Origin of the sequence: Aquitalea sp. USM4, from assembly GCF_004328945.1 — a bacterium.
In the GTDB taxonomy this organism is placed as follows: domain Bacteria; phylum Pseudomonadota; class Gammaproteobacteria; order Burkholderiales; family Chromobacteriaceae; genus Aquitalea; species Aquitalea pelogenes.
The window spans coordinates 2,306,302-2,322,228 of record NZ_CP029539.1 but is presented as its reverse complement, the minus strand read 5'-3'; the positions used below and the strand labels follow the sequence as shown (position 1 = coordinate 2,322,228).

General features: G+C 60.3%; 15 protein-coding genes. 7 read left to right on the top strand and 8 right to left on the bottom strand.

Features of this window, described 5'->3' with window-relative positions; translation table 11 throughout:
• Positions 1-37 precede the first annotated feature (37 nt).
• The gene (locus tag DKK66_RS10800) at positions 38-1,174 is read left to right on the top strand and encodes an alpha/beta fold hydrolase (protein ID WP_165494156.1); all 1,137 of its coding nucleotides are present in this window, start codon (positions 38-40) and stop codon (positions 1,172-1,174) included.
• A gap of 72 nt (positions 1,175-1,246) precedes the next feature.
• Here the strand turns inward: DKK66_RS10800 and DKK66_RS10795 are convergent, their stop codons facing one another.
• The 7 genes from DKK66_RS10795 to DKK66_RS10765 form a co-directional block, all read right to left on the bottom strand.
• Positions 1,247-2,092, bottom strand: a complete 846-nt coding sequence (locus tag DKK66_RS10795) for a glycine betaine ABC transporter substrate-binding protein (protein ID WP_062791046.1) — start codon at positions 2,090-2,092, stop codon at positions 1,247-1,249.
• A 216-nt stretch (positions 2,093-2,308) separates the two neighbouring features.
• The gene (locus DKK66_RS10790) at positions 2,309-3,280 is read right to left on the bottom strand and encodes a dipeptidase (RefSeq protein ID WP_045848403.1); all 972 of its coding nucleotides are present in this window, start codon (positions 3,278-3,280) and stop codon (positions 2,309-2,311) included.
• Positions 3,281-3,321: 41 nt separating this feature from the next.
• Positions 3,322-4,611 carry an MFS transporter gene (locus tag DKK66_RS10785; RefSeq protein WP_131357922.1) on the bottom strand — a complete coding sequence of 430 codons (1,290 nt, stop codon included), beginning with the start codon at positions 4,609-4,611 and terminating at the stop codon, positions 3,322-3,324.
• Positions 4,612-4,923: 312 nt separating this feature from the next.
• On the bottom strand, positions 4,924-5,580 hold the full coding sequence (locus DKK66_RS10780) for a sarcosine oxidase subunit gamma (RefSeq protein ID WP_165494155.1): 657 nt from the start codon (positions 5,578-5,580) through the stop codon (positions 4,924-4,926).
• 19 nt (positions 5,581-5,599) lie between these two features.
• The gene (locus DKK66_RS10775; RefSeq protein WP_131357916.1) at positions 5,600-8,617 is read right to left on the bottom strand and encodes a sarcosine oxidase subunit alpha family protein; all 3,018 of its coding nucleotides are present in this window, start codon (positions 8,615-8,617) and stop codon (positions 5,600-5,602) included.
• Positions 8,614-8,907, bottom strand: a complete 294-nt coding sequence (locus tag DKK66_RS10770) for a sarcosine oxidase subunit delta (protein ID WP_045848399.1) — start codon at positions 8,905-8,907, stop codon at positions 8,614-8,616. Before DKK66_RS10770 ends, DKK66_RS10775 begins: the two co-directional genes overlap by 4 nt.
• 10 nt (positions 8,908-8,917) lie before the next feature.
• Positions 8,918-10,171 (bottom strand): sarcosine oxidase subunit beta family protein, encoded by a 1,254-nt coding sequence (locus DKK66_RS10765; protein WP_045848398.1) that lies wholly within the window; start codon positions 10,169-10,171, stop codon positions 8,918-8,920.
• Positions 10,172-10,402: 231 nt separating this feature from the next.
• Here DKK66_RS10765 and purU point away from each other — a divergent pair, with 231 nt between their 5' ends.
• Both purU and DKK66_RS10755 read left to right on the top strand, forming a co-directional pair.
• Positions 10,403-11,269, top strand: a complete 867-nt coding sequence (gene purU / locus DKK66_RS10760; RefSeq protein WP_131357913.1) for a formyltetrahydrofolate deformylase — start codon at positions 10,403-10,405, stop codon at positions 11,267-11,269.
• A gap of 228 nt (positions 11,270-11,497) precedes the next feature.
• On the top strand, positions 11,498-11,929 hold the full coding sequence (locus tag DKK66_RS10755) for a GFA family protein (protein ID WP_207389770.1): 432 nt from the start codon (positions 11,498-11,500) through the stop codon (positions 11,927-11,929).
• A gap of 34 nt (positions 11,930-11,963) precedes the next feature.
• Here the strand turns inward: DKK66_RS10755 and DKK66_RS10750 are convergent, their stop codons facing one another.
• Positions 11,964-12,290, bottom strand: a complete 327-nt coding sequence (locus tag DKK66_RS10750) for a helix-turn-helix domain-containing protein (RefSeq protein WP_207389769.1) — start codon at positions 12,288-12,290, stop codon at positions 11,964-11,966.
• Positions 12,291-12,386: 96 nt separating this feature from the next.
• Here DKK66_RS10750 and DKK66_RS10745 point away from each other — a divergent pair, with 96 nt between their 5' ends.
• The 4 genes from DKK66_RS10745 (at position 12,387) to DKK66_RS10735 (ending at position 15,916) form a co-directional block, all read left to right on the top strand.
• Positions 12,387-12,785: a hypothetical protein gene (locus tag DKK66_RS10745; protein ID WP_131357911.1), complete on the top strand. Its 399-nt coding sequence runs from the start codon at positions 12,387-12,389 to the stop codon at positions 12,783-12,785.
• A complete protein-coding gene (locus DKK66_RS10740; protein ID WP_131357909.1) occupies positions 12,782-13,417 on the top strand; it encodes a bifunctional 2-polyprenyl-6-hydroxyphenol methylase/3-demethylubiquinol 3-O-methyltransferase UbiG in 636 nt (211 codons plus the stop codon). Before DKK66_RS10745 ends, DKK66_RS10740 begins: the two co-directional genes overlap by 4 nt.
• A 471-nt stretch (positions 13,418-13,888) precedes the next feature.
• Positions 13,889-14,215 (top strand): hypothetical protein, encoded by a 327-nt coding sequence (locus tag DKK66_RS20165; RefSeq protein WP_165494154.1) that lies wholly within the window; start codon positions 13,889-13,891, stop codon positions 14,213-14,215.
• Between the two features lie 654 nt (positions 14,216-14,869).
• On the top strand, positions 14,870-15,916 hold the full coding sequence (locus tag DKK66_RS10735; protein ID WP_131357906.1) for a DUF4062 domain-containing protein: 1,047 nt from the start codon (positions 14,870-14,872) through the stop codon (positions 15,914-15,916).
• Positions 15,917-15,927: the final 11 nt, after the last annotated feature.

Sequence of the window (15,927 nt, the reverse complement as noted above, 5' to 3'; positions counted from 1 at the left end):
AGTCTGTCCGCCATTGCCTTGCATGGTGCCGGAGGGCATGCTGACGCTGTTCAGCGCTTGCGACAGGTATTTGCCCCATACCGACAAGCCGGTCGGCAACAGACAACGCAGCAAGCAGCGGGGCTGTGCAACTTTCGGCCAGTCCAAGCGCGACATCAATCCGGGCATATTCAACGGTCATGTCACCGGCCCGGCCAGTGATGCCTCCCCACCTCCACTTTCCGACAGGTTCCTGACCATGCACACGCTTACCGACGACGGTACCCGCCTGTTCCTCAGCCGCATGGGAGACCGGGGCAGTCCGCCGCTGATCCTGGCCCACGGCACTTTTTCCAATCAACGCAGTTGCGCACCGCTGGCCAGCCATCTGGCCGCGCGCGGCTGGCAATGCTGGTTGTTTGACTGGCGTGGACACGGCCACAGCGACACGCCGCGCCGCAGCTTCGATTTCGAAACCCTGGCCACACAGGATGTCCCGGCCGTATTGCGCGCGGTGGAAGAAAACTGCGCGCCACTGCGCCCCTTCTGGCTGGGCCATTCCGCCGGAGCGGTGATTGCCGCCATGTGGCTGGCCAGACAGGCCCCGGCCTGCGAGCGGCTGGCCGGTTTGCAGATGCTGGCTGCCCAGGCATCCAGCCGCCAGCGCAGCTGGGCCATGCAGCAAAAGATTCGCCTGATTTCCTGCTTGTTGCCCTTGCGCCGGCAAATTGCCAGTCACTGGATGCCACTGGCCACCGAGGCGGAAAGCAGCCGCCTGCTGCGCCAATGGTGCCGGTGGAATCTGCAAGGCCGCATGCAGGGAGGGGATGGTTTTGACTATCTGGCTGCACTGGGCAGGCAACAACTGCCGGTGCTGGCGCTGGCTGGCGGTGGGGATGACTTCATTTCACCGGCGGAGGGCTGCCAGCGTTTGCTGGACAGCTTTGGCAGCCCCGGCAAGCGCTATGTGCTGTGCAGTCAGGCACAGGGCTTTGTGGAGGATTACAGCCACGAACGGCTGTTATTGTCGAAAAATGCCAAGAACGAAATCTGGCCCTTGCTGGAAAACTGGCTGCACCAGCATATGGCACGGTCCGAACCTGAACCATCGCCCAAGCAAAACAGCCTGCTGCTGACACCCACCAACCGCGTTACGGTGCTGGCGGAAAGCGGCAGCAACGGCGAGCCCCGGTAGCGCCTGGCCATACAGCAGCAAACAGCCCGCCGCCATGAACCAGGCAGTGGGCTGTTGCCATTCAGACCGTGATCAGTGTGTCCACTCGTTTACCTTGGCACCATTGGCCTTCACCCAGCTATCCGCTGCGGCTGCCGGTTTGGCACCGTTTTCCACATCCAGCATCACCTTGCCGATTTCCTCCGGCTTCCAGCGGAATTTCTTGAAGAAGGCCACCACTTCCGGCGCCTTGGCGGTGAGACCGGGGTTGATCACGCTATCCACATGCTCGGCATCGCCGTACACCTTCTGCGGGTCTTCCAGGAAGCGCAGCTTCCATTTGGCAAACATCCAGTGCGGAATCCAGCCGGTAACGGCAATGGATTTCTTGCTATTGATGGAGCGGGCCAGTTCAGCCGCCATGCCGGTGCCGGAGCTGGGCAGCAGGGTGTAGTCCAGCTGGTATTTCTTGATGGCTTCTTCGGTTTTCTTCATCACGCCGGCACCGGCATCGATACCGACAATACGGCCCTGGAAGGCAGCCTTGTTGGCGTTGAGGTCGGCAATCGAATGCGCGGCCACGTAATCAGGCACGATCAGGCCGATCTTGGCACCGGGGTAGTTCACCGCCACATCCACCACCTTGTCCTTGAACTGGGTGTAATACGCTTCGTGGGTGGTGGGCAGCCAGGCCGACAGCGTGGCGTCCAGGTCGCCACGGGCCACCCCCTGCCACATGATGCCGGCGGCCACCGGCACCATTTCCACCGGATAACCCAGCTTGTTGCGGATGATGTTGGCCGCCACATTGGTGGTGGCCACACTATCCGACCAGCCTTCTACATAGCCGATCTTGATGGTGGGCTTGTCAGCCGCATGGCTACAGAATGGCAGGGCCACACCGGCCAGCAGCAGGGCAAGAAATTGGCGTTTCAGCATTGCGTTCTCCAAAGATAGACAGGTTGAATCAAGGATGAACATCACAGAGCGGGTGCGGCATCATGAAGTGCCGTGTTGTCAGCCCGCTTCCGTTACAGCACCGCGCCAGGGTCTGCACCTTGCAGCCCGGCATTCTCGTTGTAAACGGCAGCCCGCTGGTGACGGGCACAGTGGCAAGCGAATAAAAAAGCGGGGTCTTGCGACCCCGCTCAAGGCTCAACTACCCCAGACGTCTGCAAATACACGGAGCCAGTTTTCACCCAGCACCTTGCGGATCTTGCTCTCGGACCAGCCCGCCTTTTCCATGGCAGCGGTCAGATTCGGCGTTTCGCCGATGGTGCGGATGCCTTCCGGATTGAGGATGGTGCCAAAGTTGGTCAGGCGGCGATGACGGCCCTTGTCGTGGGTAATCCAGTCAAAAAAGCCCTTGTCATAGCCCTGGGTGAAGTCAGTGCCATAACCCACGCAATCCTCACCCACCAGGTTGATGATGTAGTCCATGGCCTCGACATAGTCGTCCACCGTGGCCTCGATGCCGCGCTTGAGGAAGGGCGGGAACATGGTGACGCCGATGAAGCCGCCATGGTCGGCAATGAAGCGCAGTTCTTCATCGCTCTTGTTACGCGGGTGTTCTTTCAGGCCGGACGGCAGGCAGTGCGAGTAGCACACCGGTTTTTTGGATTCCAGAATGGCCTCGCGCGAGGTGTTGCCGCCCACATGGGACAGATCCACCATGATGCCCACGCGGTTCATCTCGTTGATCACTTCGCGGCCAAAGCCGGACAGGCCGCCGTCGCGCTCGTAGCAGCCGGTGCCCACCAGGTTTTGCGTGTTGTAGCACAGCTGCACCACGCGCACGCCCATGTCGGCAAAGGCTTCGATATAACCCAGATTGTCTTCAAAGGCGTGGGCGTTCTGGAAACCCAGGATGATGCCGGTCTTGCCCTCGGCCTTGGCACGGCGCACGTCCTCGGTGGTACGCACCAGGGTGAGGATGTCACTGTAATCGCGAATCTGCTTTTTCATCTCCGCGATATTGGCCACGGTGTCCTGAAAACCTTCCCACACCGACACGGTACAGTTGGCCGCCGACAAGCCGCCACGGCGCATGTCGTCAAATACCTCACGGCTCCATTTGGCAATGATCAGCCCGTCAATCACCAGTGCGTCCTGATGCAGCGTCGTCATACACGTACTCCCCAACAGAAAAAAGTGGAACAACAAGCGGCTCAGGACACCTCGGCCAGCCGCACATGAACGGTTTCCGGCAGGCGCAGGCCGCCTGCCAGGGCAAACAGCGCCACCAGCATCAGATAAACAGCGGGGGCCAGATGACTGCCGGACACATCAATCAGCCAGGTCGCCATCAAGGGGGCGGTGCCGCCAAAGATGGTGTAAGCCAGGTTGTAGCTGATGGCACCCGCGGTATAGCGGATGCGGGTGGGAAAGCTTTCCGACAGCAAGGGTGCGGTCACCACGCCGGACAGCACCGCAGGCAAGGCCTGCAACATGCCGCCCAGCACCGCCAGCCACAGCTGACCGCTTTGCGCCAGCCAGAACGAAGGAAAGATGGTGAGCACAATCAGCCCGCACACCGTGGCCATGCTGCGCCGCCGCCCTACCCGGTCGGAATAACGCCCGGCCAGCGGGCACAGCAGCGCAGCAAACAGCAGGGACAGCACCGACACCAGCAGGGCATTGCCGCGGCTCATGCCTGCCACCTGCTGCAAGTAAGTGCTCAGATAGGTGGTGAAGGTATAAAACGACAGCGCCGTCACCGAGATGAAGGCCGACAGCCAGGCAATGGGGCGGCCATGACTGGCAAAAGCCTGGCGCAGCGGCGCGTGCTCGGTTTGCTGGCGCTGCTCCAGCGCGCGGAAAGCCGGGGTTTCCGCCAGACGGTTACGCAGATACCAGCCCACCAGCCCCAGCGGCGCGGCAATCAGGAAAGGCAGCCGCCAGCCCCAGTCGGCCAGCGCTTGCGGGCTGAGCCACTGGTTGAGGGCAAACACCAGCACCGCCGCGCAGGCAAAGGCAGAAAAAGTGGACACCGGCAGAAAGCTGCCATAGCGCGCCCGGTGATGGCTGGGCGCGTGTTCCATCACATAGGCACAGGCCCCGGCGTATTCGCCACCGGCGGAAAAACCCTGCACACAGCGCGCCAGCGTCAGCAGCACGGGAGCGGCCAGACCGATGCTGGCGTAGTCCGGCAACAGGCCGATCAGCGTGGTGGCCCCGGCCATCAGCAGGATGGTGATGGCCAGCGTGCGCTTGCGGCCGATGCGGTCGCCCAGCATGCCGAACACCACGCCACCGAGCGGGCGAAAGGCAAAGGCCACCGCGAATACGGCAAAGGTTTTCAGCAAGCTGATGTCGGCACTGCTGCCCGGAAAGAAATGCTGGGCAATCACCGTGGCCAGAAAACCATAGACGGCAAAGTCGAACCATTCGACGAAATTGCCGACCGAGGCGGCCAGAATCACCTTGAACAACACTTGCTGCTCGGCGCGATCAGTCATGCGGGCTCCCGATAAAGCCGGATCGACATCGATGGAAGTTGAGGTTCACGCTACTCTCCTGAGCAAAATGGCCAAGTCTGTCCGCCATTGCATGCATGGTGCCGGAGACGAAACCGCCTCTGTTCAGCGCTTGCGACAGGTATTTGCCACATACCGACCAGCCGGTCGAAGCAGGACAAACACGGCCGCCGTACTGAACAGGCAAAGATGCCTGAGGGGAACACTAAAGTTGGGGACAGACCAAACAGCGGAATGAGGGAGACGGTAGACAACAAAAAACGGCCCTGCCAATGGCAGGGCCGCGGAGCGGTTTCAGGCAAGGATCAGGCTGGGCCTGGGCGCAGCCAGCTGGGCAAACAGCGGATGGTCACTACGCGCTTCCAGCTGGCACACGGCAAAGCCGTAGGGCTGCGCGGCGCGGCGCAGCAGACGCCACACATAGTCGGCAAAGCTGCGGCGGAACACCACGAACACGCCGTCGGTATCCAGACGGATTACCTGCACGGTGGCCTTGCCCAGCACGGTGCTCACCATATGGCCCAGCGGGATGGATTCGAAGTCGTACACCCCCAGATGACGCAGCACAGTGATGTGCTCGGTGCCGCCCAGCCAGGCCAGGGTGAGGCCACCGCTGGAGTCCACCGTCTGGGCAAACAGCTGTTGCGCGGCAAAACCGGCATCCAGCTGCGCCGTCCAGTCGGCCAGACGCTGGCGATGGCTCACCAGCAGCCATTCGTCCGGCGAAGTCCACATCAGCACGCCTTGCGGGCCCTGGCTGACTGCCCCGGCTTTCAGCGGCAGGGCGAGGCCGGTGACTTGCTCCACCAGCTGGGCAAAACCGGCTTCGGCGGTATCGCCACGCAGCACGGCATAGCCCAGGTGCGGCAGTTCGTTACACCAGATGCGGCCATCGGCACGGCGCGGTTGCGCCTCGGCATCCAGCTTGAAGTGATGGAGCGGCGACTCCATGAATGGTTGGAAACCTTGCTTAGGCATGTTGACGCACCCCTTCCTTGTCCACGAACACTGACGACACCACCTGCGCCGGCACACTCTTGCCATGTGCCCAGACGAACACCGTGTCGCCCTCACGCTTGCTGCCATCCTTCAGCACGGCCATGGCAATGGAGCGGCCAAGGAAGGCACTGTGATAACTGGAGGTGACATGGCCCTGCATGGCAGCCGGCACCGTGTCATCGGTATTGCTGAGAATCTGCGCGCCTTCGGCCAGCACCACTTTCGGATCCAGCGGCAGCAGGCCCACCAGCTGCTTGCGGCCTTCACCCGCGGTGTGCGAGCGCAGCAGCGAACGCTTGCCGAGGAAGCTGAACGGCTTCTTCATGCCCACTGCCCAGCTCATGGCCAGATCGTTCGGGCTCATCGAGCCGTCGGTATCCTGACCGACGATGATGAAGCCTTTCTCGGCCCGCAACACGTGCATGGTTTCGGTGCCGTAGGGGGTGATGTCGAACTCGGCACCCGCCTTCATCACTTCTTCCCACATGTAGCGGCCATAGTTGGCATCCACATTGATTTCGTAGGCCAGTTCACCGGAGAAGCTGATGCGGAACACCCGCGCCGGCAGCCCGGCCACGGTGCCACTGCGGCCATCCATGAACTTGAAGGCGTCCTTGTCGAAGTCGATGTCGGTACACAGCTTTTGCAGCACCTTGCGGCTGTTCGGCCCCACCACGGCCACGGTGGCCCAGTGGTCGGTGGTGGTGGTGAAACGGACTTTCAGTTCAGGCCATTCGGTCTGGTGCCAGCGTTCCAGCCAGCTGTACACCCGTGCCGCGCCGCCGGTGGTGGTGGTCATGTGGAAGTGGTCGTCTGCCAGGCAGGCAGTCACACCGTCGTCCATCACCATGCCGTTTTCGTCCAGCATCAGGCCGTAGCGGCACTTGCCGGGGTCCAGCTTGCTCCAGGCATTGCTGTAGATGCGGTTGAGGAATTCACGCGCATCCGGGCCCTTGACGTCGATCTTGCCCAGGGTGGAAGCATCCATCACACCCACGCTGTTACGGGTGGCCAGGCATTCGCGGTTGACCGCAGCGTGCAGGTCTTCACCCGGCTTGGGGAAGTACCAGGGGCGCAGCCACTGGCCCACCACTTCGTACTCGGCCTTGCGTGCATCATGGCTGGCATGCATGGCGGTGTAGCGGCGCGGATCGAAGGTTTCGCCCACGTGCGGGCCTGCCAGCGCACCAAAAGTCACCGGGGTGTAGGACGGCCGGTAGGTGGTGGTGCCCACTTCGGCAATGGGTTTGCCCAGCGCTTCGGCCGCAATGGCAAAGCCGTTGATATTGGACAGCTTGCCCTGATCGGTACCAAAGCCCAGCGCGGTATAGCGCTTGACGTGTTCGATGGAGCGGTAGTTTTCGCGCACTGCCGTGTGGATGTCGGCGGCGGCCACATCGTTCTGGTAGTCGACAAAGGCCTTGGCACCATGACCTTCCGGCTTGCCGTCCGGCAGGCGGAAGATGGCACGCGGCGCGGCCACTTCTTCGCTGGCGACTGCCGGGGCCTTGCCGGTGCTGCCACGACCATGGCCCAGCAACAGGGCGGCCACGGCGGCGTGGGTCTGGCTCAGCGCATCGGACAACTCCCAGCGGCCGGTGATGGCACCGACGCAGGCAATGTTTTCGCGGCCTTCGTCCGGGCAGACAAAGGACAGCTGCTGCTGATTCCACACCGGTCGGCCACCGTTATGGCAGAACAGGTGCACGGTGGAAGTCAGGCCGCCGGAGGACAGCACGGTGTCCACACTCAGGCGCGGGCCGGAGCCAACCACCTGATTGTTGCGGCCATCCAGCTTCACCAGCTGTGCACCGCTGACGCTCTTGTCGCCCAGCACCTTGGCAATGCCATGGCCCAGCAGCAATTCGGCACCGGCATTCTTCAGTGCTTGCTGACGCCATGCGGCAGCCCCGCCCTGACGGGCATCGGCCAGCGTCACCTTGACGCCGGACAGCGCCAGGTCCAGCGCGGCTTCGTAAGCGGCATCGTTCTGGGTTTGCACCAGCACTTCGCGGCCCACGGCCACGCCGTAGCGGTTGAGGTAGCTGTGACCGGCGGCAGCAGTCATCACGCCCGGCACATCGTTGTAACCGAACACCAGCGGGCGTTCGATGGCACCGCTGGCCAGAATCACCTGATGAGCGCGAATCTTGTGCAGACGCTGGCGCGGCAGCGCGGCATTGCGCTCGGTCAGCGGCAGGTGGTCTTGCAGCAGCTCCACCGCCTGTACCAGGTTGAGGTCGTGCAGGGCAAAAGCCGTGGTGCGCGGCAGCACGGTGACATTGGGCAGGCTGGCCAGTTCGGCCAGACGCTGGCCCACCCAGTCCATGCCGGACAGGCCGTCGATGCGGCTGCGGCGTTCGGTCAGCAGCCAGCCGCCCATTTCGGCCTGCTCGTCCACCAGCAGGGTTTTCAGCCCGGCACGGCCCGCCAGCGTGGCAGCCCACAGGCCGGCAGCACCGCCGCCCACTACCAGCACATCAATATGGTGATGCAGGTGGTCGTAGCTTTCCGGGTCGGCCTCGGTCGGGGCGCGGCCATAACCGGCGGCCTTGCGGATGTATTTCTCGTAGATGGGCCAGGCTTTCACCGGCTCCATGAAGGTCTTGTAGTAAAAGCCCGGCGGCATGAAGCGGCCAAACTTGCCCAGCAAGCCCTTGAGGTCGAAGTCCAGCGAGGGGTAGCCGGTGGTGCTGCCCGCCAGCAGGCCCTGGTACAGCTCCACTTGCGTGGCCTTGAGGTCGGGCACGGTATGCGCGCCGGTTTCCAGCTGGATCAGCGCATTCGGCTCCTCGGCACCAAAGCCGACGATGCCGCGCGGACGGCCATACTTGAAGCTGCGGCCAATCAGGCGCACGCCGTTGGCCAGCAGGGCCGAGGCCAGGGTGTCACCGGAGAAGGCCTTGTACTGCACATTGTCGAAGACAAAGCTCAGTGGCTTCTGGCGATTGATGCGCTCGCCCGGGCGATGGATGCGATAGCCGCTCATGCTTGTTCCTCCAGATACAGTGCCTTGCCGTCGGCCAGCGTCCAGGAGCCGGCAATTTCATAGCTGACGGTGTGGCGCTTTACCGCAAACACCTTGCGACAGCCGGCCACGTGCTGCCATTGTTCCCAGTGCCAGCCACGCGGGTTCTTGCGGTGGAACACGTAGTCACCCCAGGTGGCGTCGTCCACTTCTTCCGGCACTGCCGGGCGGGCGATATAGGCTTCACCGGCGTAGCTGAACTCTTCTTCTTCCCTTGCCTCTTGGCAGTACGGGCAGGTAATCACCAACATAAGCCTCTCCCTAGTGAGCCACGGCGGCTGCGCCGTGCTCGTCGATCAGATGTCCGGTGGCAAAACGGTCCAGCGAGAACGCGCGGTTCAGCGGGTGCGGATCGTCATGGGCGATGGTGTGGGCAAACACATTGCCCGAGCCCGGCGTGGCCTTGAAGCCGCCGGTGCCCCAGCCACAGTTGAAATACAGGCCCTTGATGCGGGTTTTGCTGATGATGGGGCAGGCGTCCGGCGAGACATCCACGATGCCGCCCCACTGGCGGTTCATCCGCACGCGGGAGAAGGACGGGAACATCTCGATGATGGCGGCGGCGGTGTGTTCGATCACATGCGGGCTGCCGCGCTGGCCGTAGCCCAGATAGCTGTCGATACCGGCACCGATCACCAGCTCGCCCTTGTCGGACTGGCTGACATAGCCGTGCACGGCGTTGGACATCACCACGGTGTCGATACAGGGCTTCATGGATTCGGACACAAAAGCCTGCAAGGGGTGGCTTTCCAGTGGCAGGCGCAGCCCGGCCATCCTGGCCAGCACCGAAGAATTACCCGCCGCCACACAGCCCACGCGGTCGGCCATGATGTCGCCACGGCTGGTATTCACACCCTTGATGCGGCCGCCTTCGATGATCAGGCCGGTGACTTCGCACTGCTCGATGATGTCCACACCCAGTTCGGACGCGCCGCGGGCAAAGCCCCAGGCCACCGCATCGTGCCGCGCCACGCCGCCACGCGGCTGGAAGCTGGCACCCATGATGGGGTAGCGGGTGCGGTGGCTGATGTCGATCAGCGGCACCATGTCCTTGATTTCCTGCGGGGTCATCACCACCGCGTCCACGCCATTGAGCAGGTTGGCATTGGCGCGGCGTTCGATGTCGCGCATGTCCTGCAGGGTGTGGCCCACGTTCATCACGCCGCGCTGGCTGAACATCACGTTGAAGTTGAGGTCCTGCGACAGGCCTTCCCACAATTTCAGGCCGTGTTCGTACAAGTGCGCCGCTTCATCCCACAGATAATTGGAACGGATGATGGTGGTGTTGCGTGCGGTATTGCCGCCGCCCAGATAGCCCTTCTCCAGCACGGCCACATTCTTGATGCCATGCTCCTTGGCCAGGTAGTAAGCCGTGGCCAGGCCGTGGCCGCCACCGCCGACGATGATGACGTCGTAGTTTTTCTTCGGCTGCGGGCTCTTCCAGGCCGGCTGCCAGCTTTCATGATGCTTGAGCCCGTTCTTGATCAGGCTCCACAGGGAGTATCGGTTTGCCATCTGCGGCTCCAGCGGGGTGGATGTATTCGGACAAGGCCCATTCTCCAGACCTGAGCCCCTAGCCGTTTGGCTGAAAAGGACAAGCACTTGCCCAGACACGACACTGCGTCACATGTCTGAAATGGACGCAAAGCGGACGCATTGAAGCCAGCCCGCACGGCAGCCAGGCCTTAGGGTTAGCGCACACAGGACAGGCAGCACGCCTGCCACACGACAAGGAAAGACCCGCTCATGAAAGCCACTGCACCGTCCTACATCCTCAGCTTCACCTGCCACAGTGCTTCCGGTCAGGTGGCCCGTTTCTCCGCCCTGCTGGAATCCCAGGGCTGTTATATCGACGAACTGGCGGTGTTTGACGATGCCGTCAGCCAGCGCTTTTTCGTGCGTTGCGTATTCCACCCGCAAACCGAGGTGTTCGACCCGGCACGGCTGAACCAGGGCATGCGCGAGATGGGCAGCCACTACCAGGACCTGCGCTGGCAATTGCAGGACCGGCGCGAACAGGCGCGGGTGATGATCATGGTGTCCAAGCTGGACCACTGTCTGAATGACTTGCTGTACCGGCAGAAAATGGGCGATCTGGACATGACCGTCACCGCCGTGGTGTCCAACCACCGCGACCTGGCCCCGATTGCCGAAGCCTACGGCCTGCCCTTCCACCACCTGCCGCTGGACCCGGCCAACAAGGCCGAGCAGGAATCCGCCCTGCTGGCGCTGATCGAGGAAACCGGCTCCGAACTGGTGATTCTGGCGCGCTACATGCAGGTGCTCACCAGCGCCACCTGCGCCCACCTGTCCGGCCGCGCCATCAACATCCACCACTCCTTCCTGCCCGGCTTCAAGGGTGCCCGCCCCTATCTGCAAGCGCATGAGCGCGGGGTAAAGCTGATTGGTGCCACCGCCCACTACATTACCGACGACCTGGACGAAGGCCCCATCATCGAACAAGTGGTAGACCGGGTAGACCACGCCTACACCCCGGAAGACCTGCAAGCCACCGGCCGCGACATGGAATGCCAGGCGCTGGCCCGCGCCGTGCGCTACCACCTGGAGCGCCGGGTGTTCCTCAACGACAACCGCACGGTGGTGCTGCGCTAGTCATATCTTCCACGGGTACAGGCAGGCAAGGTCCTCCACCCTGCTTGCCAATGTCCGACAACCAGGCCACACAGCAACCCTGGTGCATAGTCCGCTTCTCTGGCGTCCACGCGACATTCACTTTGAGTAAGATGGGAAGCTCCCTGCCTGATGGCTGACAAGCAATCAAACATGTTTGCCGCATGGGCAAGGAAACATGACCAGACGCCATGCATGCAGGAGCACACCATGCACAAAGTGAGCGGAGCCTGCCATTGCGGCAACATCCACCTCCAGCTTGAACTGAGCCAGCCGCTGGCCGACTACAATCCCCGGGCTTGTGATTGCGATTTCTGTCGCAAGCACGGGGCGTCCTACCTGTCCGACCCGCATGGCAGTTTGCAAATAACGGTGAGTGATGCGGGCGGCTTGGGAAAATACCGGCACGGCAGCCAGTTGGCCGACTTCGTGTTCTGCACCCGCTGCGGGGTGCTGATGGGCGTGTTGTATCAGGATGGCAGCCGCCTGTATGGGACGGTCAATTGCGCGGCCCTGCATGAAGCCGCAGCGCTTGGCACGCCGGTATCAGTGTCGCCCAGGCTATTGGCGAGCGGCGAGAAAACAGCCCGCTGGAGCGCACTGTGGTTTCCGGATGTTGTCCTCACCACCGCCAGGCCCTGAGCCTGGAAGTCAGCCTGCCTGGCTGGTCTGCAGATCAGTCCGGATCAGGCAATGACGCGCCAAACACCGCCATAGCCTGAATCACCTGCTCAAAGCCTTTTCCCAACTCGGTAAGTTCGTATTCGGTACTGGGCGGAATGGTGGGAAATACCGTTCTGCTCACCAGGCCAGCCGCTTCCAGTTCGCGCAGACGTTCAGTCAGCAAGCGGGGACTGATGCCCGAAACCGAGCGCAATAATTCGGAATAGCGCTTCTTGCCGGATAGCAAATCCCGCGCAATCAACGTGGTCCATTTATGACCAACCAGATTTGCCGCCCGGCGTACCGGGCAGCTGGCATCACAAGGGATGGCATCACTCAAGGCCGCGCTCCTGCTTACTAAAAAGTAACTACTTACTAAAGAATACCATAGTCGCTACCATGCCTCCTGCATATTCAATTTACCGGAGATTAAAGCATGAAACGACTCGGATACCTGATGACGCTGGTCGGAGTGATTCAACTGTTGCTGGGCCTGCTGTACCTGTTTGTCCCCATGCACATGCTGCAATGGATGGGCCACTCTCCCGTCCCGGCAGACACGGCCTACCCGCTGGGAATGCTGGCTTCACGCTTCATGGTGTATGGATTCATGCTCTGTATTGCCGCCCGCAACCCGGAAGAGAACCGTTTGCTGGTTTCCGGCATGACGGGTATCCAGCTGGTGGATTTGCTGGTGGGAATCTATTACACCGGCACCGGCATCGTCAGCCTGCATCTGTCCGGCTTTCCCATGTTCAATGCGGCATGGATCAGCTTGCTCTTCCTTGCTTTTACACTGACTAGCAGCAAGCCGGGCAGAACGGAGATCGCATGACTTATCTGGCAGCCAGACTGTTTGATTATCTGCAAGGTGCGGACTTTTACCGCAGCCTGCATCAGACAGCCGCCCACCTTGTACAGGCAGCCCCCGGCAGCACATGGCTGGATGCGGGCTGCGGGCCTGGGCTGTTGGCCAGAATCGCCGCGGCAAGAGGATTTACCACACTGGGGATAGACCAGGATGCGGACATGATCCGTCTTGCACAGCGCAATGACAGTGCAGCCAGGGCAAACTATGCGACCCGGAGTCTGGCAGAAGCAGCCGGACCGTCAGCCTTGTTTGATGTTGTCTCGGCATCTTCACTTCTGGTGACCAGCGAGCAACCGGTACAGATGCTGCAGGAGCTGAAACAAAGGGTCAGGCCGGGAGGAAAGTTACTGCTGGTGGAAGCAGCCCCGGCGCTGACGCTGCTGCGCAGTATCCGGCTCCTGCTGCGCCAACCCGCAGGAAAGCGCAGTTGCATGCTGCTGCTATGGGCTGCAGTCAGATCGGGTAAAACCCTGCCGGAAGCATTTTTCAAAGACGACCGCTGGAAGCCCAGCTGCACCAGCGTGCTGGATGGCATGGTGCATGTATGGTTGCTGGAAAGACCAGCAGGCCTGCTTGCAAACACCAGTAACAGCTAGCGGTATGCCTGCGTCGGCTGGCGCAGACGGGACTGGGCCAGCTCCGACAAATGTCTTACTCCGAAGTCCGAATAGTTGATTTTTTGTTGTGTGCAGGGATGGTCCGCATGACGGCGGAACGCCCCGGTAAAGCCGGGGCTTCCGCCCTACGCATCTCCCCCGTAGGGTGGATGCCCCAAAGGGGCGATCCACCGCGCAACGCTACCGAATAAATCCATTTTCCCAGCTGGAAAGCCACCGCACCAACGCGCCCACGGGCCCCGTCAAGCATGCCGACGGGTGGCCGGGGCGAGGTTTTAAGCGCCTGCCCTGTTTGAGCGATTTGACGTTAGCAAATCGCGAGTTCAGGCGCGCCTCGCACCGGACGGGACCTGTCGGGCAGCCGCAGGCCATGCTTGCTGGGGTGGCCTTGGAGGTGAAGGAGGGCTTGGCCAGGCAAGCCCTCCTTCCCGTCCGCCGCGCGGAAGCGGCATGAAAATCATCATCCGCGTAGCGGAGACTTGGTTCGGTGCTCACCACTTTAAAACCAACAAAACCAACAGCAAAATCAACTTCGCGGGTCTCGCCCCGCCGTCGAGGTACTTTACTTTTGCTTCGCCAAAAGAAAGTACCCAAAGAAAAGGCGACCCGCAGCGCGTCGAATTCCCGCCCCAGCCGCACCACTCAGGGCGCGGCCGGAACTTGCGGCGCGCTAGCGTCGCGCCGCTGCGGACAGCCGACCGCTTAAGACCCTGTGCGGCACGTCTGTGTCGGCTCCCGCTGACGGGAGCAGGTTTCGCTGGTACGGTCTTGCGATAACGGATCACTGTCTGGACCATCACCAATACAGGTTAAGATTTTCTCCATGCCAACGTGCTAGCATGACTGGTATTGGCCAGGAGCGGACGGTTGGCAGACGCCCTTCATAGCGGCCATTCGATTCCAACATCCCTGTAGTTAGTCTGTACTTTGTTCAATCTGCCATTATTCACTGAGTCTGTTGTTATACTGACGCAGCTCTGGCTAGACCAAGGCGTCGCGCAGGTTTGGGCATTATGATCCATACGCTTTGCTAATAATGTTATTGTAGATATATGGGGCCGTATATTTACTGTTATCGAATCTGCGCTTGATTTAAGGCTGCGCTCAAATCAGACTCCGTTTCGGAGATCTATTAAGACTATCAGCGTTTGTCCATTTTTCACCTTAAGGGCGGGCTAGCGTTCGAGGTGGATGCACCTGTGCACGGTGGCGTCTATCTATTTGCAGATCACATTTCACCCGGCGAATGCCTAGTGATTTCGTTTGATCCGAAGCAATAAGCGGCTGGTCCGATTGCTTCTGCAGGTTCAATATATCGAGTTTGTCGATTGAAAGGCTTAATCCATATCCATGGTAATACGTGCTAATAATTCAACCAATCCGGACGTACTGCTGTGCTCCGGTTATTTTGCATATCAGGCCCCTTGAGTCATGATTGAACGCCGCCATCAAGTTTTTGTCAGCTCGACTTACGTTGATCTCGTTGAGGAACGTAGCGAGGTAATGCAAGCACTTCTTGAACTCGAATGTATGCCCGCAGGAATGGAGCTTTTTCCCGCAGCAACAGATAGCCAATGGGAGTGGATTAAGCGAGTTATTGACGAGTCTGACTATTACCTAGTTGTTATTGGTGGCCGCTATGGAAGCATATCCAAGGAAACTGGCTTGTCGTACACCGAAATGGAATACAGATATGCAGTTGAGCGCGGAAAGCCAGTGATTGGTTTTATCCACGACTCTCCCGACACAATTCCGTCGAAGTTCAGCGAGCAACAGCCCCAGAAAATCAAGAAGCTTTCTTCGTTCAAGGAGCTAGTTCAGACTAGGCTTTGCAAGTTTTACTCTTCTCCAGCTGATCTTGGCGCAAAAGTAAGTCGCAGCATTACACAGCTAAAAAAGCAACACCCAAAACCAGGCTGGGTTAGGGCAGATATTCTTGAAGGACTGGCAAGCAGTGATGAGGTACTGCAGCTAAAAAAAGAGAACGAAGAATTAAAGCAAAGAATTTCCACGTATGGACTCGAGGCGCCTCGTGGTGCCGAACTGCTTGCAAGCGGAGAAGACCCTGTGGAGGTTGCATTTGTATACACACGAGAGATATTGAACCCAGAAACTGGGCGCTTTCGGAAAGGAGGGGAGGAATCTAGCACTACTACCCTCACCTGGGACCAAATATTCAGAAAACTTGGCCCAGAATTGCTAGCTGGTTCAAGCAACTACTGGCATCCCTCCCGTGGAATAGCCTACCTCATTGAGGGGGCGGTTACGCCTAAGCTTTCAAAGACTGCTCCAAATGACAGATTTACTCAGTTTAAGGTCTACACATCCTCTACTGACACAATCATGCTCCAGTTTCGAGCTCTGAAATTGGTTGAACTGGACGAGGAAAAAAATTGGCAAATAACACCCTACGGCGACAATTACCTAACTTCATTGCTCGGGGTAAAAAAGGGCAAAAGAAAGCCGGGCTCCAAGTAGTCAATCCACTT